The 25,560-nt window shown below is 69.0% G+C and carries 20 protein-coding genes; 16 read left to right on the top strand and 4 right to left on the bottom strand.

Features of this window, described 5'->3' with window-relative positions; all coding sequences use genetic code 11:
• Positions 1-41 precede the first annotated feature (41 nt).
• The 9 genes from TsocGM_RS16685 to TsocGM_RS16645 all read left to right on the top strand — a co-directional run bounded on the left by TsocGM_RS16685 (position 42) and on the right by TsocGM_RS16645 (position 10,523).
• Positions 42-1,088, top strand: coding sequence for a PhoH family protein (locus TsocGM_RS16685; protein WP_126726597.1), 1,047 nt, complete (start codon positions 42-44; stop codon positions 1,086-1,088).
• Positions 1,089-1,137: 49 nt separating this feature from the next.
• On the top strand, positions 1,138-3,378 hold the full coding sequence (locus tag TsocGM_RS16680; RefSeq protein ID WP_126726596.1) for an HD family phosphohydrolase: 2,241 nt from the start codon (positions 1,138-1,140) through the stop codon (positions 3,376-3,378).
• Positions 3,379-3,382: 4 nt separating this feature from the next.
• Entirely contained in the window at positions 3,383-3,907 is a 525-nt protein-coding gene (ybeY, locus tag TsocGM_RS16675) for an rRNA maturation RNase YbeY (protein ID WP_126726595.1), read from the top strand.
• Entirely contained in the window at positions 3,904-5,199 is a 1,296-nt protein-coding gene (locus TsocGM_RS16670) for a hemolysin family protein (RefSeq protein WP_233578971.1), read from the top strand. Before ybeY ends, TsocGM_RS16670 begins: the two co-directional genes overlap by 4 nt.
• 163 nt (positions 5,200-5,362) lie before the next feature.
• Complete coding sequence (gene recO / locus TsocGM_RS16665) at positions 5,363-6,106, top strand: DNA repair protein RecO (protein ID WP_126726594.1); 744 nt, start codon at positions 5,363-5,365, stop codon at positions 6,104-6,106.
• Between the two features lie 95 nt (positions 6,107-6,201).
• The gene (locus tag TsocGM_RS16660) at positions 6,202-7,566 is read left to right on the top strand and encodes a tetratricopeptide repeat protein (protein ID WP_126726593.1); all 1,365 of its coding nucleotides are present in this window, start codon (positions 6,202-6,204) and stop codon (positions 7,564-7,566) included.
• A gap of 139 nt (positions 7,567-7,705) precedes the next feature.
• Complete coding sequence (lptE, locus tag TsocGM_RS16655; RefSeq protein WP_126726592.1) at positions 7,706-8,248, top strand: LPS assembly lipoprotein LptE; 543 nt, start codon at positions 7,706-7,708, stop codon at positions 8,246-8,248.
• 85 nt (positions 8,249-8,333) lie between these two features.
• A complete protein-coding gene (gene folP / locus TsocGM_RS16650) occupies positions 8,334-9,218 on the top strand; it encodes a dihydropteroate synthase (RefSeq protein WP_233578969.1) in 885 nt (294 codons plus the stop codon).
• Positions 9,219-9,245: 27 nt separating this feature from the next.
• A complete protein-coding gene (locus tag TsocGM_RS16645) occupies positions 9,246-10,523 on the top strand; it encodes a glutamate-5-semialdehyde dehydrogenase (RefSeq protein WP_126726591.1) in 1,278 nt (425 codons plus the stop codon).
• A gap of 72 nt (positions 10,524-10,595) precedes the next feature.
• On the opposite strand, the gene hflK is transcribed toward TsocGM_RS16645, so the two are convergent.
• The 4 genes from hflK to trhA all read right to left on the bottom strand — a co-directional run bounded on the left by hflK (position 10,596) and on the right by trhA (position 16,446).
• Positions 10,596-11,531, bottom strand: a complete 936-nt coding sequence (gene hflK / locus TsocGM_RS16640; protein ID WP_126726590.1) for an FtsH protease activity modulator HflK — start codon at positions 11,529-11,531, stop codon at positions 10,596-10,598.
• Complete coding sequence (gene hflC / locus TsocGM_RS16635) at positions 11,531-12,523, bottom strand: protease modulator HflC (protein ID WP_126726589.1); 993 nt, start codon at positions 12,521-12,523, stop codon at positions 11,531-11,533. Before hflC ends, hflK begins: the two co-directional genes overlap by 1 nt.
• A gap of 61 nt (positions 12,524-12,584) precedes the next feature.
• Positions 12,585-15,728, bottom strand: coding sequence for a cation-translocating P-type ATPase family protein (locus TsocGM_RS16630; protein WP_126726588.1), 3,144 nt, complete (start codon positions 15,726-15,728; stop codon positions 12,585-12,587).
• Positions 15,729-15,822: 94 nt separating this feature from the next.
• Complete coding sequence (trhA, locus tag TsocGM_RS16625; RefSeq protein ID WP_126726587.1) at positions 15,823-16,446, bottom strand: PAQR family membrane homeostasis protein TrhA; 624 nt, start codon at positions 16,444-16,446, stop codon at positions 15,823-15,825.
• Positions 16,447-16,677: 231 nt separating this feature from the next.
• Here trhA and TsocGM_RS16620 point away from each other — a divergent pair, with 231 nt between their 5' ends.
• The 7 genes from TsocGM_RS16620 (at position 16,678) to TsocGM_RS16590 (ending at position 25,537) form a co-directional block, all read left to right on the top strand.
• Positions 16,678-19,866: a VPS10 domain-containing protein gene (locus tag TsocGM_RS16620; RefSeq protein ID WP_126726586.1), complete on the top strand. Its 3,189-nt coding sequence runs from the start codon at positions 16,678-16,680 to the stop codon at positions 19,864-19,866.
• 335 nt (positions 19,867-20,201) lie between these two features.
• Complete coding sequence (locus TsocGM_RS16615; RefSeq protein ID WP_126726585.1) at positions 20,202-21,305, top strand: hypothetical protein; 1,104 nt, start codon at positions 20,202-20,204, stop codon at positions 21,303-21,305.
• A gap of 132 nt (positions 21,306-21,437) precedes the next feature.
• Positions 21,438-22,556, top strand: a complete 1,119-nt coding sequence (locus TsocGM_RS16610; protein WP_126726584.1) for an Ig-like domain-containing protein — start codon at positions 21,438-21,440, stop codon at positions 22,554-22,556.
• A 632-nt stretch (positions 22,557-23,188) separates the two neighbouring features.
• A complete protein-coding gene (locus TsocGM_RS16605) occupies positions 23,189-24,244 on the top strand; it encodes a DUF1559 domain-containing protein (protein WP_126726583.1) in 1,056 nt (351 codons plus the stop codon).
• Between the two features lie 151 nt (positions 24,245-24,395).
• Complete coding sequence (locus TsocGM_RS16600; RefSeq protein WP_126726582.1) at positions 24,396-24,851, top strand: peptidase associated/transthyretin-like domain-containing protein; 456 nt, start codon at positions 24,396-24,398, stop codon at positions 24,849-24,851.
• A 272-nt stretch (positions 24,852-25,123) separates the two neighbouring features.
• Positions 25,124-25,306: a hypothetical protein gene (locus TsocGM_RS16595; protein ID WP_126726581.1), complete on the top strand. Its 183-nt coding sequence runs from the start codon at positions 25,124-25,126 to the stop codon at positions 25,304-25,306.
• A gap of 45 nt (positions 25,307-25,351) precedes the next feature.
• Positions 25,352-25,537 carry a hypothetical protein gene (locus TsocGM_RS16590; protein ID WP_126726580.1) on the top strand — a complete coding sequence of 62 codons (186 nt, stop codon included), beginning with the start codon at positions 25,352-25,354 and terminating at the stop codon, positions 25,535-25,537.
• The last annotated feature ends 23 nt before the right edge of the window (positions 25,538-25,560 follow it).

Genomic DNA, 25,560 nt, shown 5'->3' with positions numbered 1-25,560 from the left:
GATGTCTCCCGGCGTAGTCGGTTTGCGCCCCGGTGTCTTGAATGCAGGCAGTGACGATCCGGCTGGCCGATCACGACGAGGAGCTGGCGATCTTCGGCAGCCGGGACCAGTTCCTCCGCCAGGTGCGTGACGCCCTGGGCGTGAAGGTACTGGCCCGCAACGGCGAGATCCGGGTGGAGGGGGAGTCAGAGCGGGTGGACCGCGCCTCCCGAGTGTTCGAGGGACTCCGCCGCCGGTACCGGCGGCAGGGGATGCTCTCGGCCCAGGACGTGAGCGATGCGATCCACGCGGTCTCCCCGGTCGAAGACGGGCCGGAGGGCCCGACGGTCGAAATCCGGGAAGGGAGCCGGGTGGTCCGGGCCCGCACCGATGGCCAGGCGCGCTACCTGAAGGCGCTGAAGGAGAACGCCCTGGTCTTCTGCATCGGGCCCGCCGGCACGGGGAAGACGTACCTGGCGGTGGCCTCCGCCGTCGCGATGCTCCGCCGAGGAGAGATTAAGAAGATCGTGCTGGTTCGGCCGGCGGTGGAGGCGGGGGAACGGCTCGGCTTCCTGCCGGGGGACCTGGAGGCGAAGATCAACCCGTACCTCCGCCCGCTGCTCGACGCGCTGCGCGACCTGATGGACTATGATCAACTGCGGCGTTACATGGGCAACGACCTGATCGAGATCGCCCCGCTGGCCTACATGAGGGGCCGGACGCTGAATGAGGCGGTCATTATCATGGACGAGGGCCAGAACGCCACCGTGAGCCAGATGAAGATGTTCCTGACCCGCATGGGGACCGACGCCCGGATCGTCGTCACCGGGGACACCACCCAGGTGGACCTGGAGCCCGGCACCCCCAACGGCCTCTCGGACGCCGTGGCCCGGCTGGAAGGGATCCAGGGGATCGGCGTCGTGAAGCTCGACCGGGAGGACATCATCCGGCACCCCCTGGTGCAGGCGATCGTTGACGCTTACGAACGCACTGGCTCCCCCATCGAGCCAGCCATGATGGCCGCCCCGATCCCCGACTCCGCCCCGGAGTTGGGCGGGCCGGGGCCGTCCCCCACCCCGGAGCCGGGGCCCGCCCCGGAGCACCCGTGACCGAGGGCCGAGACGCCGCACCGGCCGGCAGACCGGCAGAGGCTCACCCATGACGCCCGGCAGACGTAAGCCCAAGGTCGCACGCGCGCAGCTGCGCGGCCCCGAGCTGATCGACCTCCGCAAGGGACGCCACGCCCGGCAGCGCCGGCGGCTGGCCTGCCTGGCGCCGGCGATCGTGGCGGCGCTGGTCAGCGCCGCGATCGTCTGCGGCTCGGGACCGCCATTCTCGTACCGGGTCGGCCAACGCGCCACCAGGGACCTGCGCGTCAACGTCCCCGAGCTGCGGCGGTACAACTCCGTGCAGACCAATCTGATGCGCGACGAGGCCGCCAAGGGCGTACCGCCGATCTTCTCGAACAGCCCAGCGTCGATCCTCGAGCTTCAGAAAATGCTTGAGGACCTGATCGCCACCATCGCCGACGCCAAGCGAGACACGGTCGACGCCCTGCCGGCCGACGTGGTCGCCTCCTGGGATCTCAACGAGGAGATCTTCGACGACCTGCGCGAGGCCAGCGACACCCCCGAGCGTCGCGAGGGCCTTCGGCGCGCGATTGCCGAGGCCTTCGCACCGATCATCCGCCACGGCGTCCTCGGCCGCGACCTGCTGCCGTTGGACGAGGAATCGGGGACGATGATCCAGGTCGTGCTCGACGACGGCGATCGCTTGTTCGTCAACCGGGACCGCGTCTTGCCCGACCGCCTGGTGCGGCCCGACTACCCGGTGGCCGAGGAGTTCGTGGCCGCCTTCACCTCTCCAGAGCTGGGCAAGACGCTCTTCGAACTGGTTTCCTCCCGCCTGGCGGCGACGACCACCCTCCACTACGAGAAGCAGTTGACCGACGAGGCCCGCGCCCTGGCCCGGTCTCGGGTGGATGACTGGTACGATACCTCCTCTCGTGGGCAATTGCTCGTGGAGAAGGGGGACACGATCACCGAGGAGCAGCTCGAGTGGCTCCGCCTCGATTACGAGGCGACGCTCCGGGCGATGTCGCCGGCGGCCCGATTGGGGAGGGTCGTCGCATTCTTGCTGATCGTCTCCGCCGTCTACGGCCTGATCGGGGCCACGCTCGACCGCTACGAGCCGAGAATCGCCCGGGATCCGACTCGGGTGGCGGTGTTCTGCGGTGTGGCGGTCGTCGCGCTGGGGCTGGCCCGGCTGATGGCCCTACGGCCTTGGGGGGCCGAACTCATTCCGATCGCCCTGGCGTCGATGCTCTTGGCCGTGGCCTACACTCCACTGACCGCGTTGGTCTTCACCGTCGGGGCCAGCCTGCTGGTGAGCCTGGCATTGGGCACGGGGCTGGCCTCCTTCATCATGCTGCTTGGTGGGACCGCCACCGCGATCCTCATGCTTGGCGAGGTGCGCACACGGACCAAGCCGATTCTGGTCGGCGCCTCGGCCGCGGTGGGATACGCGATCCTCTCGATCGCCGCCGGCCTCTGGCAGGACCAGCCGTCGGAGCTGATCCTCTCCGACAGCGCCCTCCGGGCCGGCTGGGGGCTGCTGACCGGCTTCCTGCTCGGCGGCAGCCTGCCGTTCGTCGAGCGAGGCTTCGGCATCGTCACCGGCATCAGCCTGCTGGAACTGGGGGACGTGAACCACCCCCTGCTGCAGGAACTGGTGCGAAGGGCCCCGGGCACACACAACCATTCGATCACCGTCGGCACGATTGCCGAGGCCGCCGCGGAGAAGGTCGGCGCCGATGGCCTGCTGGTGCGGGTCGGGGCCTACTTCCACGACATCGGCAAGATGCTCAAGCCGCACTACTTCGTGGAGAACCAAACCGCCGGAGCCGTCAATCGGCACGCCAACCTCGCACCGGCGATGAGCACCCTGATCATCATCGGCCACGTCAAGGATGGCGCCGAGCTGGCTCGACAGCACGGCCTCCCGCCCCGAATCATCGACCTGATCGAGCAGCACCACGGCACAACGCTGGTCGAGTACTTCTACCACGAGGCAAATCGCCGTCGCGACGGCGATCCGGACGCGCCGACAATCCTGGAGAGCACCTTCCGCTACCCCGGGCCGAAGCCGCAGACCAAGGAGGCCGCCATCCTGATGATGGCCGACGCCTCCGAGAGCGCCAGTCGGGCGCTGTCGGACCCTGCTCCCTCCCGGCTGGAGGGACTGGTCACCGACCTGATCGACAAGCGGCTGCGCGACGGCCAGTTCGACCAGTGCGACCTGACCCTCCGGGAGATCGCTCTGGTGCGTGAGAGCATCATCAAGTCACTGATTGGTATCTACCACGGTCGGGTCAAGTACCCTGAGCAGCGGACCGCCTGAGCCGATGCCGTTTCCCCCCTTCACCGCCGACTCTCCCGACCTGGAGATTGAGCTGAGCGATGCCCAGCACCACCTGAGGCTCTCCCCGGAGGCGGTGCGAGCGATGGCCGCCCGCGTCCTGGAGCTGGAGGGGGTCCGAAGGGGCTCGCTGTCGATCGCCCTGGTCGACAACCGCGCGATCCTCGAGGTCAACCGTCGGCACCTGGCACACGATTGGCCAACCGACGTGATCAGCTTCCCGCTGTCCGACCCGGGGGACCCCGAGTTCTCGGGGGACCTGGTCATCTCGGGGGAGATGGCGGTGACGTCGGCGGCAGAACGCGGGCTTGACCCCGGGGCGGAGTTCGCGTTGTACTTGGTCCATGGCTTGCTCCACCTTTGCGGTTACGACGATTCGACCGAGGCGGAGCGCGCCCGGATGCGACTCCGGGAGGACGAGGTCCTCTCGGCCCTGGGCGTCTCGCCCCCTCCTCGGGAGGCCGACGCCGGGGACGCCGACGGGTCGTCGGGACGGGAGGGAGGTCGTTGAACGCGCTGACCCTCGGGGTGTTCGCCCTGGCGACCGCGGGCATGGCGGCCTGGCACGGCCTGGCGGTACTCGTTTCCCGGGCCCTACTGACCTACTCCCGGAGCCGCCTGGAGGCCGTCTGCGCGGCCCGAGGCCGGCCCGACCGGGCGGATGAGATCGAGGCGGAGTGGGAGCCAACCGAACGCGCGACGGCGGTGCACGCCTCGGCCTCGGGGCTGGGCCTGCTCGTCCTCCTCGGCCTGGCCGCAGCGTACCGGCCAGCGGGGGTGGACGCCGGCTCGGTGATCGTCGCCTGGGTTGCCGGCGGCACGCTGCTGAGAGTCGTTGCCGGGGTGGCCGGTCGGGTCTTCGCCGAGTCACTGCTGGACCGGCTCTGGCCGGCGGTTCGTGTGCTCAACGCCCTGGCGACCCCGATGTTGTCGACCGGCTCGGCGCTGGAGGCGGCCGTCCTGCGCCGCCGAGGCCCGAGGCGTCATGCCCGGCCGAGGCCCGTCAGCGTCGAGGTCGAACTGCGGTCGGCCGGCGCCAACCAGGACGCCGAGCACGAGCTCTCGGACGCGACCCGGGAGCGGATCGAGCGCCTGGTGGAACTGGAGCACCGGGATGTCGGCGAGCTGATGACGCCCCGATCCGCCATGGTCGCCCTGCCCGCCTCGACGCCCGGCCCCGAGGCCGCCCGGGCGATCGTCGGCTCGGGACACAGCCGGATCCCCCTGTACGGCGAGAGCCGGGACGACATCATCGGTGTACTCTATGCCAAGGACCTCTTCTCGGAGCTGGCCGACGGTTCGACCCTGGAGGAGCTCCGCCCCCGCCGCTTGGCCCGACAACCGCTCCGCGTGCCCGAAACCAAACGCGCCACCGACCTGCTCGACGAGATGCGCCGCCAGCGCGTACACCTGGCCATCGTGCTCGACGAGTACGGCGGCGTCGCCGGGCTCGTCACGCTGGAGGACCTGCTGGAGGAGATCGTCGGCCCCATCGACGACGAGTACGACATCCCCACTCCGGATGATCCGCTCGTCTCCATCGCCGAGTCGCTCTATGAGGTCGACGCCGGCATGAGCCTCGAAGACCTCAACGATCGCCTCGACCTGGACCTGCCCACCGACGCCGATTATCAGACCATCGGCGGCTTCGCCTTCAACGCGCTGGGCCGCTTGCCGGAGCCGGGCGTCTCGTTCGTGGACCGGGGGGTCGAGTTCACGGTCGTCGAGGTGGGGGACCACTCGATCCGACGGGTTCGGATCGACCTGAGGCCGGGGGCGAGTCTGGAGAAGTCCGTGGGCTGATCGGAGGGACGGCCCAGGCGCAAGCGCCAGCGGCCGGGAATCCGGATGCAGGGCCGTTCATCGTCGTCTTCCACGAGATCGACTCCCGCCCTGGCAATCCGATCGTGCCGCTCGACGACCGAGAGGACTGCCGCGTCCTGGAGAGGATCGAGGCCGAATCGCCGTGGCCGCCATCCGCACGCTTGCCCTGGTGATCCGCTCGGTGGACGTCTTCGAGACGAGCCGGGTGCTGACGCTCTACACGAGGGAGCTGGGCAAGGTGTCGGCGCTGGCGAAGGGGGCGAGGCGGCTGAAGTCGCCGTTCCAGAGCGGGCTTGACCTGCTGAGCGTCTGCGATATCGTACTGCTCCACAAGGCGTCCGAAGCGCTCGACCTCCTCACCGAGGCGGTCCTCGCCGAACGCTACGAAGCCCTCACGCACGACACGGCGGCCCTGTACGGGGGCTGTTACGTCGCCGAGCTGCTCGACGCCTTGACGGACCGCCACGACCCGCACCCGAGGCTCTTCGACGCGAGCCGGGTGACGCTCCGTCACCTGGGCGACCCCGTCTCTCGCCCGAGCCGGATTCTCCGGTTCGAGCTGGCCTGTCTCCGGGAGTTGGGTTTGATGCCGGCCCTCGACACTTGCGTTCATTGCGGCCAGCCCCCCTCGCCGACCGAGGGCGACCGGGTCGCCTTCGGCCTGGCCACCGGCGGGGTCCTTTGCCCCGGCTGCCGGCCGGGCCAACCGCACGTCGCCACGCTCTCCGGCGACACGCTCGAGGCGATCCGCGCCCTCGCCTCGCCGGGAGATGCGTGGAAGGCCACCTGGGGCGACCCCGAGACACTGGGGCCGGTGCGGTCGACCGTGGGAGCCGTCATCAGCCACCTCATCGGCCGGAGGCCGAGGCTGCTGCCGTTCGTCTGACCGGACCAGTTCGAGGCGAGGCGAGCCAGGTCGGGTCGAGTCGGTCGGGCGGGCCCGATCGGCACCCGAGCCGAACCCGTCGGAGCGAGACACGGATGTCCGAGCCCCTGTCCCGAATCCGGATCTTCCGGGCCGAGGCCGTCGCGGCGGCGATGCTCGCGATGATCCTGCTGACTGCGGGCTGCCAGGCCGGCCCTCCCCCCAGCGCCGGCGGATCCTTCGCGGTGCTCCCGATGATGTCGAGGAAGGGAACGGCCGGGGGGCCGGAGGAGTCGAGATCACTCCTGTCCCGCTGGGTCGGTACGCCATCGCCAAAGGAGGACGGCGACCTCCACCCGGCCAGCGGCCTGATCCTCGGCCCGGACGGCTGGGCCGAGAAGGACGAGTCGATGCAGGACCGACGCGCCGCCGAGTTCGAGGCCGCCGAGCAGCTCTATCTGCAAGGCGACTTCGATGCCGCCGAGCGCGCCTTCGCCCGGATCGCCCGCCGGGAGCGCCGACCGAAGATCAACCTGCTGAGCGACCCGGTCGGCTCGGTCCCCAGCCTGGAGCAATACGACCCAAGTCGCTCCCCCTGGGGCATGAAGGCGCTCTACTACCTTGGCGAGATCCGGTTCCGCCAGGGGAACTACGTCAAGGCGCACGACACGTTCGAGGAACTGCTCAAGCAGTATCCCGGCACTCCGCATCTGGACGAGGCCGTCGCCCGGGAATTCGAGATCGCCCAGATCTGGCTCAACCAGGTTCGCCCCTCGGAGGACCGCCCTCCCCTGCCCTGGCACTCCCGGTTCAAGGGGAGCCTGCCGCTGATCGACTCGGGAGGGCACGCCGTCGCCGTGCTGGAGCACGTTCGCCAGAACGACCCAACCGGCCCGCTGGCCGACGACGCCGTGAAGCTGATCGCCGACCACTACGCCGCCTCGGGGGACTTCGAGAACGCCGCCTTCTACTACGATCAGCTCGTCAACGACCACCCCAAGAGCCCCCTGCTGCACGACGCGCTGCTCGCCAGCGTCGACTCGAAGCTCAACGCCTACATCGGCCCCGAGTACGACTTCAGCGGCCTGGCCGAGGCGAGGGAAACCGTCCGGCGCACGATGCAGCTCTTCCCCGAGCGCCGGGCGAGCACCACCGACGAGAAGGGAGACGACCTGTACCGGAAGCTCGATCTGATCGCCGACCAGGAGGCCGAACGGGCGTACTCCTACGGCGAATACTTCCGGAGCGCCGGCTACGTGATCTCGGCCGAGTACTACTTCGGCATGATCACGCAGAAGTGGCCAAGAAGCCCCTGGGCTGAGAAGGCGAAGCAGCAGCTCGCCGAGCTGGCGACGATGCCGAGGAAGGAATCGGCGCCGTTGAAGACCATGACCCAGCCCGGCGCAAGCGATCCGTTCTCGCAGGGGATCAGCTCGGGGAACCTGGGATCACTCGGTCCGGGAGGGTCGGTCGGGCCGTGAGCCCGACCGCATGATCGCAGTCGGATACGAGATGGCTGATGTTGGATGAGCCATGACCCTCGCGTCGCAGCCCCTCGGAGGAGAGGGGGGACGCGAGCCCAACAGGCTCCCGGCCAACGGCCGGCACAGGAGGCCCCCGATGGCTCGACCCGAATCCGGCCCCGGCACCCTCGCGAGGCGTCCGGTCCTGATCGTCGCGATCGCCTGCCTCGCCGCCGCCTCGGGTGCCGGATGCGGCTACTCGCTGCGGGCTCCCTTCGACGAGTCGATCCGGACGGTCTACGTCCCGGTCTTCCGCTCGTTCTCCTTCCGGGAGGACGTGAACCTGATGTTGACCGAAGCGGTCATCAAGGAGATCGAGCGGCGGACGCCCTACAAGGTGGTCGACTCGCGGGAGGAGGCCGACACGATTCTCTCCGGCACCGTCCTGTTCACAACCAAGTACACCACCGTGGTCAACCCGAACAACCTGCCCCGGCAAATCTTCGCCGACATGACGGTCGAGGTTTCGTGGGAGGACGTCCGGGATGGTGGCGACCCGGAGAAGGACCCGCCCGTGGTCCGCTTCTCGCAGTCGGTCCCCTTCTTCCCCGAGCCGGGAGAGACGGCCTTCCTCGCCTACCAGGAAGCGATTCGCCGAGCGGCGGTCGATATCGTTAACATGATGGAAGAGCCCTGGTGAGCCCTCCGGATCGCTCCATGCTCGGCCGAGCCACCGGTCGGGGGGCGCCGGCGCCCGGGCGATCGAGCGATCGAAAGACGGGAACGTGACGGCGATCGGCCTGCTGCTCGTATTCCTGCTGCTCGGCTCCCTGATCGGCCTGGCCGACTGGCACCTGCCCGGCCGGATCGTCCAGCGGCCGGCGGTCATGGGCATCCTCAATCTGACGCCGGACAGCTTCTCCGACGGCGGCCTCGCGCCGGATCTGGATGCCGCCGTCTCCCGGGCCGAACAGCTCGTGGCGGACGGTGCCGACCTGCTCGACCTGGGGGGCGAGTCCAGCCGACCGGGGGCCGATCCGGTACCGCTGGAGGAGGAGATTCGGCGCGTTCTTCCGGTGGTCGAGGCGCTGGCCGGCCGAATCGGTGTGCCGCTGTCGATCGACACGACCAAGCCCGAGGTGGCCGAGCGGGCCCTCCGCGCCGGAGCCTCGGTGATCAACGACATCCGGGGGCTCTCGGGCGACGACCGGATGCCGAAAATCGTGGCCGAGTCGGGGGCGGCGGTCGTGCTCATGCACATGAAGGGCTCCCCGAAGACGATGCAGCGCAACCCGACGTATGCCGACGTGGTCACGGAGGTCTACGACGAACTCGCCCGCCTCGTCGAGCGCGCCGAGGCGTCCGGGATCGAGCGGTCTCGGATCGCGGTCGATCCGGGGATCGGCTTTGGCAAGACGGCCGACCACAACTGGGAGCTGCTCCGCCGGCTCGGCCGCCTCGAGGGGATCGGCTGCTCGATCCTGGTCGGGACCTCGCGCAAGCGGTTCCTCGGCGACCTGACCGGCCGGGGCGTGGGCGACCGGGCCGCGGCGTCCGTGGCGTCTTCGCTGCTGGCGATCGAGGCCGGGGCGGACATCGTCCGGGTCCACGATGTGGCCGCGATGGCCGACGCGGTGAAGGTCTGGTCGGCGATCAAGCATCACGATTGAGCATTCTCTCCAGCTGGAATTCGAACGATGAACGTGCAGGCTGCCTCGGATTCGTTGGTGGAACAGTGCCGCACACTCGCCAGGAGGGCGAAGCTCGCGTCCCGGTCCCTAGCCTCGGCGTCGGGAGCGGCGAAGGACCGATGGCTGCGGGGAGCGGCCGAGGCGATCCGCGCCGGGGCCGATGCGATCCTTGAGGCCAACGCGAGGGACGTCGAGGCCGCGCCAGGGTTCGGCCTGAATGCCGCGGCGGTCGATCGCCTGCGGCTGGACGTGAAGCGGATCGGCCAGATCGCCGCGAGCCTGGAGGAGGTGGCGGCGCTGCCCGACCCGGTGGGCGAGGTGATCGAGGCGTATCGCAGGCCGAACGGGCTGGAGGTGTCCAGGATCCGAGTCCCGCTGGGCGTCATCTTCATGATGTATGAGAGCCGCCCGAACGTGACCGCCGACGCCGCCTCTCTGTGCGTCAAGAGCGGGAACGCCGCGATCCTCCGGGGAGGCAAGGAGGCCCGGCACACGAACCTGGCCTTGCATGCGATCCTGGCCGACCAGCTCGACGCGGCCGGCCTTCCCCGGGACGCGGTGCAGTACGTCGGCATGGCCGACCGCGAGGCGGTCGGACTGCTGCTCGGCATGCCGGAGTGCATCGACCTGGCGATCCCCCGGGGTGGCGAAAGCCTGATCCGCCGGGTGGTGGCCGAGGCGAAGATGCCTGTGCTGAAGCATTACCAGGGGAATTGCCACGTGTACGTCGATGCGTCGGCCGACGTGACGATGGCGTCCGCCATCGTTGTCAACGCCAAGGCCCAGCGGCCCGGCGTCTGCAACGCCGCCGAGACGCTGCTTGTCCACCGGGCGATCGCTCCGAGATTCCTGCCGGAGGTCGCCCGGGAGCTGACCGACGTGGGTGTGGAGCTGCGCGGAGACGCGGCGAGCCGTGCCATCGTTCCCGCGATGAAGGCGGCGACCGCAGCGGACTGGGACACGGAGTACCTCGACCTGATCCTGGCCGTCGCCGTGGTCGACGATCTGGACGCGGCGATCGAGCACATCGCCCGGCACGGCTCGGGGCACACCGAGGCGATCGTCACCAGCGACCTGGCCGCCGCTCGGCGGTTCGTCGCCGAGGTGGACAGCTCTGCCGTGCTGGTGAACGCCAGCACCCGATTCCACGACGGCGGGCAGCTTGGCCTGGGGGCGGAGATCGGCATCAGCACCGACAAATTCCACGCCCGGGGACCGTGCGGGCTCCGAGAGCTGACGACGAGCAAGTGGATCGTCTTCGGCGACGGTCACATCCGGGGCTGAAACAGGCTCGCCGGAAATCGTTGCGGATGAGAGAGGCTGCCCCCTCCCGGATGATCGAGCGGGAGGAGGCTCTCAGGGCTTGGCGTTGCTCTCGGCCGGCCCGCGTCCGCCAGCGAAGAGGCCGAGGTCCACAGCCTCACCGGGGTCGACGACGACGGTGCGATCAACGCGAGGGAGCAGCTCGGCGATGGCCTCCAGGTAGAGGCGTCGACGGGAGGCGTCAGGGGAGCGGGCGGCCTCGGTCAGGACGGAGGAGAAGCGGTCGGCCTCGCCGCGGGCGAGCTGGACGGCGCGGTCGTGGGCGGCGGAGGCGGCGTCGGCGATCTCCCGGGAACGGCCTCGGGCGTCGGCGAGGGTGCGATCGCGGTAGGCCTCGGCCTCGGAGACGGCCTGGCGACGGTCGCTGCGGGCTCGGGCGGCGTCGGCGAAGGCGTCGGCCACAGGGACCGGGGGCGCGACGCGGCCGAGCCGGACGGCTCGGATGGAGACACCGAGCCCCTGGCGGTCGGCGGTCGACTGGATCAGGGCGGCCATCGCGTCGGCCACCTCGGCGCGGCCGGTCGTGAGCACGTCGTCGACTCGCCGGGAGGCCACGGCCCGGGTCAACGCGGCCTCGGTGGCCCGGGAGAGGGCGTCCTCGATGGAGGTCGAGGCGAAGAGGAAGCGGGTGGGGTCCGAAACGCGGTACTGCAAGGTGACCTGGGCCGTGACGAGGTTCAGGTCCCCGGTGAGCACGTCGTCGGCCTCGGGGTCGGGCCGTCGGGAGAGCGGGGCGGCGGTCTGGCCATCGTCCCCGATGGTGAGGGATCGGGTCTTGCCCGGTTGGAGCCGGTCGACGCGGTCCATCCCCCAGGGCAACCCCCAGTGCAGGCCGGGGCCCCACAGCTCGGGACGGACGGCGCCGAAGCGGCGGACGACACCGACCTCGTCCTGCCGGATCACCCGCACCCCGCTCACCGCAAACGCGGACAGGGCGACGACGATGCTTCCGAGCACTCTGCGACGCATCAGTCTTCCCCTTCGCCGGTCGCCCCGTGCTCGTCCCGATCGGAGGCCGGCGCGGTTGCCGGCGCCGGGGGGGCCTCGGCGGCGATGCCGGGGCCGCTCGGCGGCTCGGGAGGTTCGGGGATCCCTTCGGTCAGGAGCTTGAGGAAGGGACTGTCGGCCGAGAGGACGAGGGTCGTCCGGTCGTCGATCGCGGCTCGGTAGGCGTCAAGTGTTTTGAGGAAGCGGTAGAAGTCGGGGTCGGCGGCGTGGGCCTCATTGGCGATGCGGGTGGCGGCGGCCTCTCCCTCGCCGATGAGGCGAGCGGCGTCGGCCTCGGCCTCGGCGAGCATCCTGGAACGTTCCAGGTCGGCGGCGGATCGAATCTGGCGGGCCTGGCTCTCGCCCTCGGCCCGAGTGGCGGCGGCGACGCGACGGCGCTCGGCCCGGATCTGCTCGAATACGGCTTCGCGGACCTCGACCGGGTAGTTCAGCCGGCGCAACTGGACGTCGACGACCTCGACCCCGTATTCCGACTCCGCCTGGTCGTCGATTCGGCGGCGGGCATCATCGGCGAGCGCTTCCAGCGCTGAGGATTCTCCCACGGCGACGAGCCCCGAAAGATCTCGGCCGCCGAGCTCGGCGGCAAGGACCGAGGCGGCGAGGTCCTCCAGGCGAGCGGAGGCATCGGGCATCGTCCGGACGGAGGCGAGGAACGTGTCGACGTCGGCGATCTTCCAGGCGATCGACCAGGCGACTTGAAGGTTCTTCTTGTCCTGCGTGAGCATTTCGCGGGGGGGAGGGGAATCGACCTGGAGGCGCTTGTCGAAGCGTCGAGTGCTCTGGTGCGGCCACTTGAAGGTGAGGCCGGGCCGTTCGATCAGCCGGACGGGCCTCCCGAACTCGGTGACATAGGCGACCTCGGCCTGGTCGACGACGACGAGAGTCCGGAAGGCCGCGAGGAGGGCCGCCAGGGCGGTCCCGACGAGGACGGAACGGATCGCGGTGCGGGTCATCCCCGAGCTCCCAGCAGCGGGCGTTCGTGATTGGTGAACGCTGTTGAAGTCATATGAATGATCATTCGTCGAAAGGTTCGATCGGTTGGGCCTCGGTCGCCGGGGAGGAGAACGCGGCTGGCTCGAGGCCGAAGCGGTCGGGATCGGCGAGCCAGACCTGACGGCGGCCTCGAGCGCGAGGGTCGAGGATCAGCTTCGGGCGGCCGGCGAGGCCGGCGGCGAGGGCCTCTCGGACGAGGCGGAAGTCGGTCAGTCCGGGGTGGCTGGCCCGGGCGGAGCTTTGGGCGAGGAAGGCGTCTCGGGCTCCCTCGGCGGCCCGGGCCAGCGCGAAGGAGGAGGCCGAGGCGCGGTCCCGGGCCTCGCTCGCCTCGCCCAGGGAGAGCCATCGGCGCGATTCGGCGTAGCCGATCGCCTCGTTGCGGTAGCGCTCCGAGTCGGAGACGGCGGCGGCCACGTCTCGGTAGGCGGGGACGACGGCTCGAGGCGGGTGGGCATCGACGATCCGGGCCCGCTCGACCGCGACGGGGACGCCGGCGCGTCGCAGTCGGGCCCGGATGCGGCGGCCGATCTCGGCCTCCAGCTCGGGGCGGTCGGAGACGAGGATCGATTCGAGAGCCGACTTCCCCACGGCCTCTCGGAAGGACGCCTCGGCGGCGGCCTGGACGACAGAATCGAGAGCGGCGACCCCGAAGAGGAGGTCGGCGGCGGCCTGGGCGGTCAGTCGGTACTCGACAACGCCAGCGACCTCGACGAGGTTCTCGTCGCCGGTGAGAAAGAGGGCCGCGTCTTCGTCGGAGGAGGAGTCGTGTTCGGTGCTCCAGGCGACGGCGCCGGTCGGCGAGTTCGTCACCGTCGATCCGACAAGGCCGACTCGAGCCACCCGGATGAGCTCGGGCTCCCGTTCCGTGACCCGCTCGATCGGCCTCGGCCAGCGCAGGTGCAGCCCCGGACCGAGCATCGGGTCGCGCCTGGCTCCCCAGCGCTGGAGAACGCCGACGGCGCCGGGCTCGATAATGGTCAGGCCCGAGCCGAGATAGGCGACCATTGCAATCGTGGCGGAGCCACCGATCAGCGCCCGACGATGGCGAGCCGCCCAGCTTCGCACCACCGACGGCCGACAGGATCGGCAAGCGAGGACGAACCGCTCGCCCGCCCTCACAACGCCGAACTGGCGCCAGCCCTCGAAGCCGAGCAGGCGGATGGCGTTGAGGATGACGAGGAACGACCCGATCTGGTGAACGACGGCGGCGGCCACCGGGCCGAGGACGCGGAGGCCAGCGAGGATGACCGCGATGGCATTCAGGCCGAATGCGAAGAGAATGATGTTCTGCCGGATATTCCGGACCGTGCGCCGGGCCTGCTCGATCGCTCCCGGCAGCGGCATGAGCGGGTCGCCCATGAGGACGATGGAGCCGGCCTCGGCGGCGATGTCGGTGCCGACGCCGCCGAGAGCGATGCCGACGTCGGCCATCGCCAGGGCGGGGGCGTCGTTGATGCCGTCGCCGATCATGGCGACGATGCGGCCCTCGTGCTGCTTGCGATGGATCCACTCGGCCTTGGCGGCGGGGGTCAGCTCGGCCTCGATCTGAGCGATGTGCACCTTCCTGCCGATCGCCCGAGCCGGAGCGAGGCGATCGCCGGTGAGGATGGTCTGGTCCTTCAGCCCGAGGTGCTTCAGGGCGTGCACCACGTCGTGGGCTTCGGCCCGGACGCGATCTCGGGCGCCGAGGACGCCGACGATCTGGCCTTCGACGGCGACGAGCAGGGCGGTCTGGCCGGACTCGTCGAGGGCGTCCAGGGCCTCCTCGACCTCGGGGGCGACCGCGATGCCCCGCTCCCGGAACAGGCGAAGGTTGCCGACGAGGATGGAGCGGCCTTCGACCTTCGCCTCGACGCCGGCGCCGGGGTGAGCGAGGAAGTCGTCGGAGAGGGGAAGGTCGAGGCCGGCTCGGTTGGCCTCCGTGACGAGGAGCCTGGCGAGGGGGTGCTCGCTGGACCGCTCGGCGGCGGCGGCAAGGCGGAGCACGCCGTCGGGATCCCAGCCCCCGAAGGTGCGACGGTCGGCTAGCTCGGGACGGCCCTCGGTGAGGGTACCGGTCTTGTCGAAGGCGAGGCAATCGACCTTCGCCAGCCGCTCGATCGCCGCTCCCCCCTTCACCAGGACTCCGGAGCGCGCCAGGCGGGCCAGACTCGCCAGCACGGCGGCCGGAGTGGCGAGGATCAGGGCGCAAGGGCAGGCGACGACCAGCACGGCGAGCGTCGGCATCACATCGACCGATCGGCCTCCGAGCGTTCCTGACCGGGCCAGCGACCAGACCGCCCCGGCATTCGTCCCGAGGAAGACCACCGTCGCTGACACCAGCACCGCCGGGAGGAAGGCTCGGGCGAAGCGGTCGGCGGTGCGTTCCAGGGGAGACTTCCGTGCCTGGGCGGCGGAGAGCAGTCGAATCACCTGGCCCAGCGTCGTCTCGGCGCCGACCTTCTCGGCGCGGACCTCGATGCGGCCGAACTGGTTGATCGTGCCGGTGTAGACGGGTTCTCCGGGCCCCTTGTCGACGGGCATCCCCTCGCCGGTGAGGGCGGACTGGTCGACGGCCGTGCGGCCGGCGACGACGGCGCCGTCGGCGGCGATGCGTTCGCCGGGGCGGACGACGAGCACGTCGCCAACCGCGATCTGCTCGGCTCGGATCTCGATCTCAGCGCCGTCGCGAAGAATGGTGGCCGAGGCGGGCCTCAGGTCGAGCAAGTTCTTGATCGCCCGCTGCGCTCGACCGAAGGCATACGCCTCGAGGCACTCGCCGACCAGAGCGATGAAGACGACCTCGGCGGCGACGAAGTACTCGCCCGCCAGCGCGGCGGCGACGGTCGCGATCGCCAGCGCGATGTCGGCCCCCACCTTGCCGGCGAACAGCGCCTCCAGGGCGTGGAAGACGATCCGGCCCCCGCCGATGATCGCCGCCAGCAGCCCGAGCGGCACGCCGAACGGCCGGCCCCAGTCGCTCGACCAAAGCGGCAGCAGCAGGTGCCCCGCGAGCAGCAGACCGACCGCCCAGGTCGTGACAATCAGTCGGCGGCGCTCGGCCTCGTGGTCATGATCGTGGTCGTGCCCCCGATCGTGGCCCGGGTGATGGTCGTGATCGTGGTGATGATGCGACTCGACGACATGGCCGAGCCCCATCTGCGTCGGGTCGTACTCGCGGTGCACAGGGGACGGGCCTCGGGGCGCCTCGGGGCCGGGAGCGATGCCCTCAGGTTCCCCGAGGCCGGGGGCCGCGTCAAGCGACTGACGACGCTCGCCGTCAGACGGCCGAGTACCACAGGGCGGCCAAGACGTGGAAGGCCGACCCCATGAGCACGAACAGATGCCAGATCAAGTGATTGAACTTCAACCTTCGGGCGACGTAGAACGCGACCCCTACCGTATAGGCCGCCCCACCGGCCACGATCAGAGAGAGCCCGGTCGGGTGCATTCGCTCCCTGACGGGGCCAATCACCAGCAAGACCAGCCATCCCATCGCAAGGTAGAGCTTCGTCCCCCGGTAGGGCCGGTCGACCCCTCCGAGAATCGTCCGCACGACGCCCACCACAGCCAGGCTCCAGACCGCCCCGAACAGGAGCCAACCCCACACGCCTCGGAGCACTCCTAGCGTGAACGGCGTATAAGTGCCAGCGATCAGCAGGAAGATCGCGGCCCGGTCCAGCACCTCCAGCCGTTGCTTGCGGAGCCCGTCCGGCCAGGCGTGATGGACCGTCGAGAAGAGGTAGACCAAAATCATCGCGGTGCAAAAGACGAGCGCCGCCAGAGCCCCGGTCGCGCCGCCGACCTCCCAGCCCCCAGAAACCAGGAACGGGGAGATGACCAGCGCCGCCACCAGGCCGAGCCCGTGGCTCAGCGCGTTGGCCAATTCTTCGGCGGGGGTCATCGAACGCCTCGGGTCCTCAGGAAGATCGCTCATGCTGATCCATGATATCGGATCACCAGCCGTCCTCCCAGCCGGGATGCGGCCCCGAACCACGGTGCCGAATCCTCCGACGAATTCCCTTGGGCCAGGTTCTCTCGGTCGAACGCTCAAGTAAGATGGGGAAGTCTGGGTGGCTGCGCGGTTCGGTTCGCCCCGCCCGCGTCGGTTTCCGTTCTCATGGAAATTGCAATCATGATGGAATTGACTTGGTCCCGGCGCCTGCGATGGTCAGGGCGGCGGGCGTCCTTGAGCCTGGCGATCCTCGCGCTTGCCTCGATGCCGATGCCGGTTCAGGCGAGGCAAAGCGAGGAGTCGGCGAAGAAGATCGAGGAGATCCAGGCGCAGATCGAGTCGCTGTCGAGGCAGCTTGAGGAGCTTAAGGCGGCGGCCTCGAAGGAGGCCGAGACCGAAATCAATCCGGCCAGGCCGAAGGTCGACCCGAAGTGGGTCGAGGCGCTGGAATGGCGGGAGATTGGCCCGGCGGCGATGGGGGGCCGGATCGTTGCGCTGGCCGTGGTCGAGGACGACCCGAGCACCTTCTGGGTCGCCACCGCCTCCGGCGGCCTGCTGAAGACGACGAACAACGGTATTAGCTTCGAGCACCAGTTCGACCGCGAGGCGACGGTCTCGATCGGTGATGTCGCCGTGGCGAAGTCCGATCCGAACATCGTCTGGGTCGGCACCGGGGAGCAGAACCCGAGGAACTCGGTCTCCTACGGCGACGGGGTCTACAAGTCGACCGACGGCGGCAAGACCTGGACGAACATGGGGCTGAAAGAGACCTACCAGATCGGCAAGGTGTTGATCCATCCGACCGACCCGAACATCGTCTACGTTGGCGCCCTGGGCCGGCTCTACGGCCCGAACCAGGAGCGAGGGCTGTACAAGACGACCAACGGCGGGGAAACCTGGGAGAAGGTCTTCTATCTGGATGAGAACACCGGCATCATCGACGCCGTGATGCACCCGAACGAGCCGGACACGTTGCTAGTGGCTGCCTACGAGCGCCGACGAGACGAGTTCGACGTGGGCGATCCGGCCGTGAAGTTCGGCCAGAAGGCGGGCATCTACAAGACGACTGACGGCGGCAAGCGCTTCACCCGGCTGACCGAAGGTCTGCCGACCTGCAAGCTGGGGAGGATCGGCCTGGACTGGTACCGCAAGGACCCGGACGTGGTCTTCGCCATCGTCGAGTCGGAGCGGATCGGCGAGGGGCCGAAGGAGCCCGAGGGGAAGAAGCCGGCGCTGATGGGCATTCAGGGGCAAGACGCGGAGGCCGGCGCCAGCCTGACGCTCGTCACCCCCGAGGGCCCCGCGGCCCGGGCGGGCCTCCAGGCGGGGGATATCGTCTCGGAGATCGACGGCAAGAAGGTCCAGACGTATCAAGACCTCATCGACGTGATCCGAGAGAAGGCGGCGGGGGACACGGTGTCGCTCAAGGCCCGCCGGGGAGACGAGGAGAAGACGTTCGAGCTGACCTTCGCCGAACGCGGCGGCCAGGGCGGTGATCCCGACCGGCCGTTCGGGGCTTCGCTCGGCGGCCAGCAGGAGAACAAGCAGGACGAGCAAGGGGAAGAGGGCTTCCAGACGGGAGGCGTCTACAAGTCGACCGACGGCGGCGAGACCTGGACTCGCATCAATAGCCTCAACACTCGGCCGATGTATTTCAGCAAGGTGCGCGTCGACCCGAACGACGATCAGCTCCTGTACGTGCTCGGGATCGCCCTGTACCGGTCCAGGGACGGCGGCAAGACCTTCTCCGCCGACGCCAGCCGGGACGTCCATGCCGACCATCACGCCTTGTGGATCGACCCCCGGGACGGCCGGCACCTCATCCTTGGCACCGACGGCGGCACATACGTCTCCTACGACCGGTGCGAGAACTGGGACCACTTGAACCACCTGGCGCTGGGGCAGTTCTACCACGTCGCTCTCGACACCCGGCGGCTGTATCACGCCTACGGCGGCCTCCAGGACAACGGCACCTGGGGAGGCCCGGTGGCCACCCGCAACGGCGAGGGGCCGGCGAACGAGGACTGGCTCCGCATTGGCGGCGGCGACGGCTTCCAGTGCCAGGTCGACCCCAACGACCCCGACCAGATTTACTTCACCAGCCAGTACGGGGCCTTGCAGCGCATCAACCTCCGCACGGGGGAGCGGGCCGGAATCCGGCCGCCGAGGAAAGAGGGCGTCCGTTATCGGTGGAACTGGAACTCGCCGTTCCGACTCTCGGCACACAACTCGAGAATTTACTATGCGGCGGGAAATTACGTGTTCAAGTCGCTCGATCGCGGCGATGACCTCGCGATGATTTCCCCCGAGATCACCCGTACTGATCGCGGCAGCGCCACCGCGCTGGGAGAGTCGCCCGTCGATCCGGGAGTGCTCTACGTCGGTACGGACGACGGCGCGCTCTGGGTGACGCGCGACGGTGGTGTCCAGTGGGTTGACGTCACCGACCGGCTCGGCCTTCCCGGGCCGAGGGGGATCAGCACGATCGAGCCCTCTCGGTTCGAGGCGGGCCGCTGCTACGTCGCCGTCGACGGCCACCGCAACGACGACGATCACCCCTACCTGTTCGTCACCGAGGACTACGGCCAGACCTGGGAATCGATCACGGCCAACCTGCCCCGTGGATCGACCCGGTGCCTCCGGGAGGATGTGAGGAACGAGGATCTGCTCTACTGCGGGACCGAGTTCGCCCTTTGGTTCTCGGTCGACCGGGGATCGTCGTGGCAGACGCTCGACGGCGGCCATCTGCCGACGGTCGCGATTCATGAGGTCGCCGTCCATCCCACCGCCGGCGAGATCGTGGCCGCCACACACGGCCGGAGCCTGTGGGTGCTCGACGTGACTCCGCTCCAACAGCTCACGGAGGAGGTCCTCTCGGCCGACGCTCACCTATTTGACCCGCTCCCCGCCGTGCGCTGGAAGCGGGAGCCGAGCCGAGGCGGGACCAACCGCAAGTTCTATGGCGACAATCCGGTCAGCGGTGGGGTGATCTATTACAGCCTCCTCGAGGAGGCGGACGAGGTTTCGCTGAAGATCGTTGACGCGGCCGGGGACGCGGTGCAGTCGTTGCGCGCCTCGCGCCGGCCCGGACTGCACCGGGTCATCTGGGACCTGACCCGTCGTTCCGAAGGCCGGGGGGGCCTCGCCGGCCTCGCCGCCGGCCGAACCCCCCGAGGAACCCCCGTCCCTCCCGGGACCTACGGCGTCATCCTCGACGTCGACGGTGAAACCTACCGCCAGACGCTCCGCGTCGACCAGGACCCGACGCTCCCGGTCTCCGAGGTCATCGTCTCCGACGACGACTGGCGCGGGCCCGCCGAGCCGGAGCTCCGGGACGAGGATGAGGAGGACGAGCTGATCCTCGACTAATGCTCGGCCAGAGGAAGGGCGGATGACGGATCGCCCAGGCGCGAGGGGGGTGCCAGCGAGTGCCCCGTCCCTGATGGCTCGCCGAGCCATCGTCCCGCTGGGATCACCTCCGATCCGTCAGCGGTGATTCGTCCTCGGCCTCCGTCTCGGAGGCCCGCTCCTCTGCCCGATGAGGCCGACTGACCCGGGACCGACCTTGCTTGGCCAGTCTCGCCTTGATTTCTCGGGGCGACTGGCACCAAGATGACGCTCGACTCTCCCCAGGGGGAGTCTGCACCTCGCCCTCACCCGGGATCGATCCACCACTCGAGCTGCTACCAACCAGGGGAGTCATCATGACGCTGACGATCCGCACCGTGATCGCGAGCCTGTCCGCGTCCGCCCTGCTGACAACCGCCGTGGCCGCCGGGGACCTGACTGAGGGCATGGAGCGGGGCTCGCCCGACTTGAAGTCCGCCGGGGCGATGACCTTCGGCCCCGAGGGGGTCCTGTTCATCGGCGACTCGACCGGCGCGGCGGTGTTCGCCATCGCCACCGGGGACACCTCCCCGACGGCCGGTGGGCCGATCGAGGTGGCGAAGATCAACGAGACGATCGCCGCGAAACTCGGCACCCAGCCGCAGGAGATTCTGATCAACGATTTGGCGGTCAACCCCGCCTCCAGCCGAGCCTACCTGTCGGTTTCGAGGGGACGAGGGCCGGACGCCGAGCCGGCGATCGTTCGGGTCGACGCCTCCGGGGATGTCGAGGTGTTGGATCTCTCCGACGTCGAGTTCGCCCGCGCCGAGCTGCCCGATGCCCCGGACCCCAACGCCCAGGAGCGTGGCCGCAGCCTCCGGGCGCAGGCGATCACCGACCTGGTCTTCGCCGACGGCCGCCTCTTCGTCGCCGGCCTGTCAAACGAGGAGTTCTCCTCTCGGCTGCTGGCGATCCCGGTCCCGTTCGAGGAGGGCCCGCAGTCGGCCAGCCTGGAGATCTACCACGGCGCTCACGGGCGGTTCGAGACGCGGTCGCCGATCCGCACCTTCGTCGCCACTCAGATCGAGGGCGAACCGTACCTGATGGCCGCCTACACCTGCACCCCGCTGGTGAAGATCCCGGTCGCCGACCTGAAGGCCGGCGCGCACGTCAAGGGGACGACCGTCGCCGAACTGGGCAACCGCAATACCCCGCTCGACCTCGTCTCCTACAAGAAGGACAACCGAGAGCTGCTGCTGGTGGCCAACTCGGCCCGGGGCGTGATGAAGGTCGACGCCGGCCCCGCCTCCACGATCGAGGGGATCACCTCCCCGGTTCAGGACACCGCCGGCCTGAAGTACGAGACGATCGACAACCTCCAAGGCGTTGTCCAGCTCGACCGTCTCGACGCCGAACGCGCCCTGATCCTCGTCCAGCAGGACAGCGGCGCCCAGGATCTCCGCACCATCGACCTGCCCTGAGCAGGCCGTGAACCAACCGATGGGGAGATGAACCATCGGCTCCAAGATCCAACCCCCTCAGGTCGGCCGGGGAGGTTTCCCTCCTCGGCCGATCGGCGGGAAGTGTGCGACTCCGCTTCGGAGGGCCGCTTGATGATCGTGCTCGTTGTGTTTGCCCTCCTCGGCGGGGGCGTTCCCCGTGACGATCAGTCCCCGTCCCGCCCGACGATCCTGCTGGCGGAGGATGGAGCCTTCGAGGTCGCCGGTTTGGATTCCCGGTCGCTCGATCTCCTCCGATCGGCCGACCTGGATCGGCAGCCGCCGATCGTCGTGGCGGTGGCCGGCGCCCCGGAGCCAATGCTGGGCAAGGTCCGGGTGGTCGGCGACCGCCTCCGGTTCGAGCCCCGTTTCTCCCTCCGCCCGGGTACGACCTACCAAGCGAGCTTCCTCCCCGGCCGGATTCCTGGGGGAGATCCGAAGGCCTCCCCCATCGAGGCCGAACTGTCGGTCCCCAACCCCGACGATGCCGAACCCGCCCGGGTCCTCGCCGTCTATCCGACCGCGGATGTGCTCCCGGAGAATCTGCTACGATTCTATCTCCACTTCTCCTCGCCGATGAGCCGAGGGGAAGCCGATCACCGGATCACGCTCCTTGGGCCCGACGGCGAACCTGTGATTGCGCCCTTCCTGGAACTGGACGAGGAGTTGTGGGATCGGTCCGGCACCCGGATGACGCTGCTGATCGACCCGGGCCGGATCAAGCGCGGCCTCCTCCCCCGGGAAGAACTCGGTCCGGTGCTCGAAGCCGGTCGCTCGTACGAGTTGGTCGTCGACCCCGGCTGGCCCGACGCCTCCGGCCGACCGCTGGCCTCTCCCTTCCGCAAGGCGTTCCAAGCCGGACCCGCCGACGAGACTCCCCCGGATCCTCACTCCTGGCGGGTCACCCCTCCTGCGGCTGGCTCCCGGGATCCGCTCGTCGTCTCCTTCCCCGAGCCGCTCGACCACGCGCTGGCCGGCCGCCTGCTGTCCGTGGTCGATCCCTCCGATCGACTCGTCCCCGGGAAGGTCGAGGTGGCCTCGGCAGAGACGAGGTGGGTCTTCTCTCCCGAACGGCCCTGGAGGGCCGGGACGCACCGGCTCCGGGCCGATACCGACCTGGAAGACCTCGCCGGCAACGGGATCGGCCGGCCGTTCGAGGTCGACGTCTTCGACCGCGTTGAGCAGCAAGTCGAAGCGAGGATCATCGCGCTGCCCTTCGAGATCGGCCCCTGATCCAGGATCGACTTCCCGGTCGAACCGATCTCGCTCCGCTCCCGGCTGCGTTCTTCATCTCCCGCGCACAATCGGGCGCGGTCGGCTGCTGCGCGAGGCCGCCCCGGGGCCGGGGCGATGCGCCATCCCGGATGGTCTCGATTGCTGACCTTCCGATGCTCGGTGCGTCAGTTCGTGTCGCTCCCCGGGGGCGCGGAGGGCTCCCGACTCCTGGCGAGACACAACCCCGGCCGCTTCGGCCCAGGGGCCGTCATCGAGGGATTCCGGCATCACAACCGATCGGGCATCGTTCCGGAAGAGGCTCGATGGATCGGCGGCGGGTGACGGCGCGCTGTTTGTTCCCTCTTTTGGGATTTATTCCTTGACCCGATGGGAAGTGGCCGGCATTAATAAGGCTGCCATTTCCTGGCACGCTTCACATCGCCACGTGCAAGTCATCTGGGGATCAGGGGGCCTCGATCGGGAGGATCGGAGCGCGTCGTGGGATCCTGCCGGTGACGATCGTCTCGTCGAGATCGAGGCCGACCGAGGGCCGGGCCGCGTTCGTCGTCCCGGTTCGTGACCGAAATCGGGATTATCGATCCAAGTTCGGGAAGTTCCCGACTTCTCGGCTTGAGAGGAGGGAGAGCCCCATGAAGCGTCGTGCCTTCACGCTGATTGAGTTGCTGGTGGTGATCGCGATCATCGGTGTGCTCATCGCGCTGCTGTTGCCGGCGGTGCAATCGGCCCGCGAGGCCGCCCGCCGCGCCCAGTGCTCGAACAACCTCAAGCAGATCGGGCTGGCGATCCATAATTACGAGAGCGCCTTTGGCAGCTTTCCTCCCGGCAGCATCGCCTCCGGCTGGTGCTGCAGCGCCCCGAACCTGACGACCTGGGCGCTGGCAATCCTGCCCTTCATGGAGGGCACATCGCTGAACAATGCCTATAACTACGAGCTGGGCAACGACAGCCACTTCCCCTGGCACCCGCTGGCCGGCCAGGCGGTGATGGAGAATGGGACGGTGCGGGTGACGATCCTCAATACGATGATCTGCCCCTCCGACGAGAACACCGACCGCACCGAGGAGCCGGCGAGCGGTCCGGGAGCCGCGCACGACCTGCAATACGCCCCGGGCTCCTACCGCTGCATCAGCGGTGCGACGGAGGGGATCCACGGCGAGTACATGTGGGACGATGCCGGTGTCGGCGCTCAGATTCGGGCCGGGTTGGTTCCCATGGGCTGGCGCGGCGTGATGCACGTCGTGCCGACGTCCGGACCGTACGTCATCACCGGCCGCGGGGACCCACAACATCCCGCCCGGGGGCTTTCGGTCGAGCGCATCGCCTCGATTCGGGACGGCACGTCCAACACCCTGATGGTTTCGGAGTACGGCACGAAGACCTCGAACCGTCGACGGACCTTCTGGGCCTACACCTACACGTCTTACAACCAGTCGTCGGCCCAGCCGTGGAAGCCCGGCTACATGGTTCCCGACTACGACCTCTGCCTCTTCCAGCAGCGAAGCGGAGGCGCCCCAAGCAGCAACACGTGCAAACGAGGTTTCGCCAGCTTCCATCCCGGCGGCCTGAACGCACTGAAGGCCGACGGCTCGGTGATCTTTCTCAAGGAGTCGATCAGCCTGAGGGGCGTCTGGATGCCTCTGGCCTCGATCGCCGGCGGTGAGGTGCTCAGCGCCGACCAGTACTGATCGCTCCGGGACTCTGTTCACTTCGAGACCCGCCCGGCCGGTGCCCCTCAGGGCTGTCCCGGCCGGGCGGGCCCCGCTCGTCTCCGAGGCCTGCCGGTCCGGGGCGGGCCGGGCCATTCGAGTCCACGATCCCCAGGGGAAGCGTCGATCAATGAGCCTTCGTATCGTCACATTCGTTTCGGTCGGGCTGCTTACCCTCGCCGCCGGTTGCGGTGACGCCGGGCCGGAGCTGGTCCCGGTCTCGGGAACGGTCGTCGTCAACGGCGAGCCGCTCGCCCGCGCGACCGTCATCTTCGAGCCGACCGACACCGAGGACCCGAACCTCAATTCCGGCGGCCAGACCGACGAGCAGGGTCACTTCGAGCTGCAGACCATCGACGGCCGTAAGGGCGCCGTGGTCGGGAACCACCGCGTCACCATCACGCCCCCCATGACGGTGACGCCCGACCCCGTGCTCGATCCCCTGCTCGACCCCGACGACGAGAACGACCTCGAGTACTTCGTCGCCCAGGGAAACCAGCCGAAGCAGCTCACTCCCCAGACCGTCGAGTACGCCGTCCCCCCCGGCGGGACCGACGCGGCCGACATCAAGATCCAGGTTCGGTGAGCCCGTCTTCCGGCCCTCGGCATCCTCTTCCAGACCCCTCGGAGCGAGGGCCGGGGACATTTCAGCAATTCGCCGAGAGGTCCAGGTCGTTCGAGAGCGGGAGCCTTGGCTGGGTCGTGAGGGCAAGTCTGGTCCCTGGCCTCCGGCCGACCTGGTCCTGACAAGAATCGGCAACCGGAGACGAATCTCCTCCATCGGCCGCTCGCCGCTCAATCGACCATTCGAGGCGCCCGTCGGGCCTCTCCCCGAGTGATCGGCTTCGGAGGACGGAGATGAGTCGCCTTCGCATTGTGAAGTTCGTCCTGCTGTTCGCGCTGCTCCCGATCGGCGGGATGCCCTCCCCTGCCCCGGCCCAGGACTTCGGGGGCCGAATCGCGGAACTGGAGCGGGCGATCGAGGGACTCGAATCCGACGTGTGTCGGCTGCGGTCGGACGTCGAGGACCTGGAACGCTGAACGGAATCCCGAACGATCATCAAACACAACGAGGTCGGGTGGACCGTGCTCCTTCTGTTCGGCGGTTTCTGCGCCCTTTGGGCGCAGAACACGGGGAGGAACCCGTGGCTGTGGTTCATCCTCGGCCTGATCTTCAACGCGATCGCCGTGATCGTGCTGCTCTGGAAGAACTCCAATGATCTGAAGGAGACGATGCGATTGAAGCCCGACCTACCCAATGACCTGTTCTGAGCCGGCCGGTCGAAGGTTCCCGG

This window comes from Tautonia sociabilis (assembly GCF_003977685.1).
GTDB classification, from domain to species: Bacteria; Planctomycetota; Planctomycetia; order Isosphaerales; family Isosphaeraceae; genus Tautonia; species Tautonia sociabilis.
Note: the sequence above shows the minus strand (reverse complement) of the source record. Positions and strands in the feature narration are given on the sequence as shown.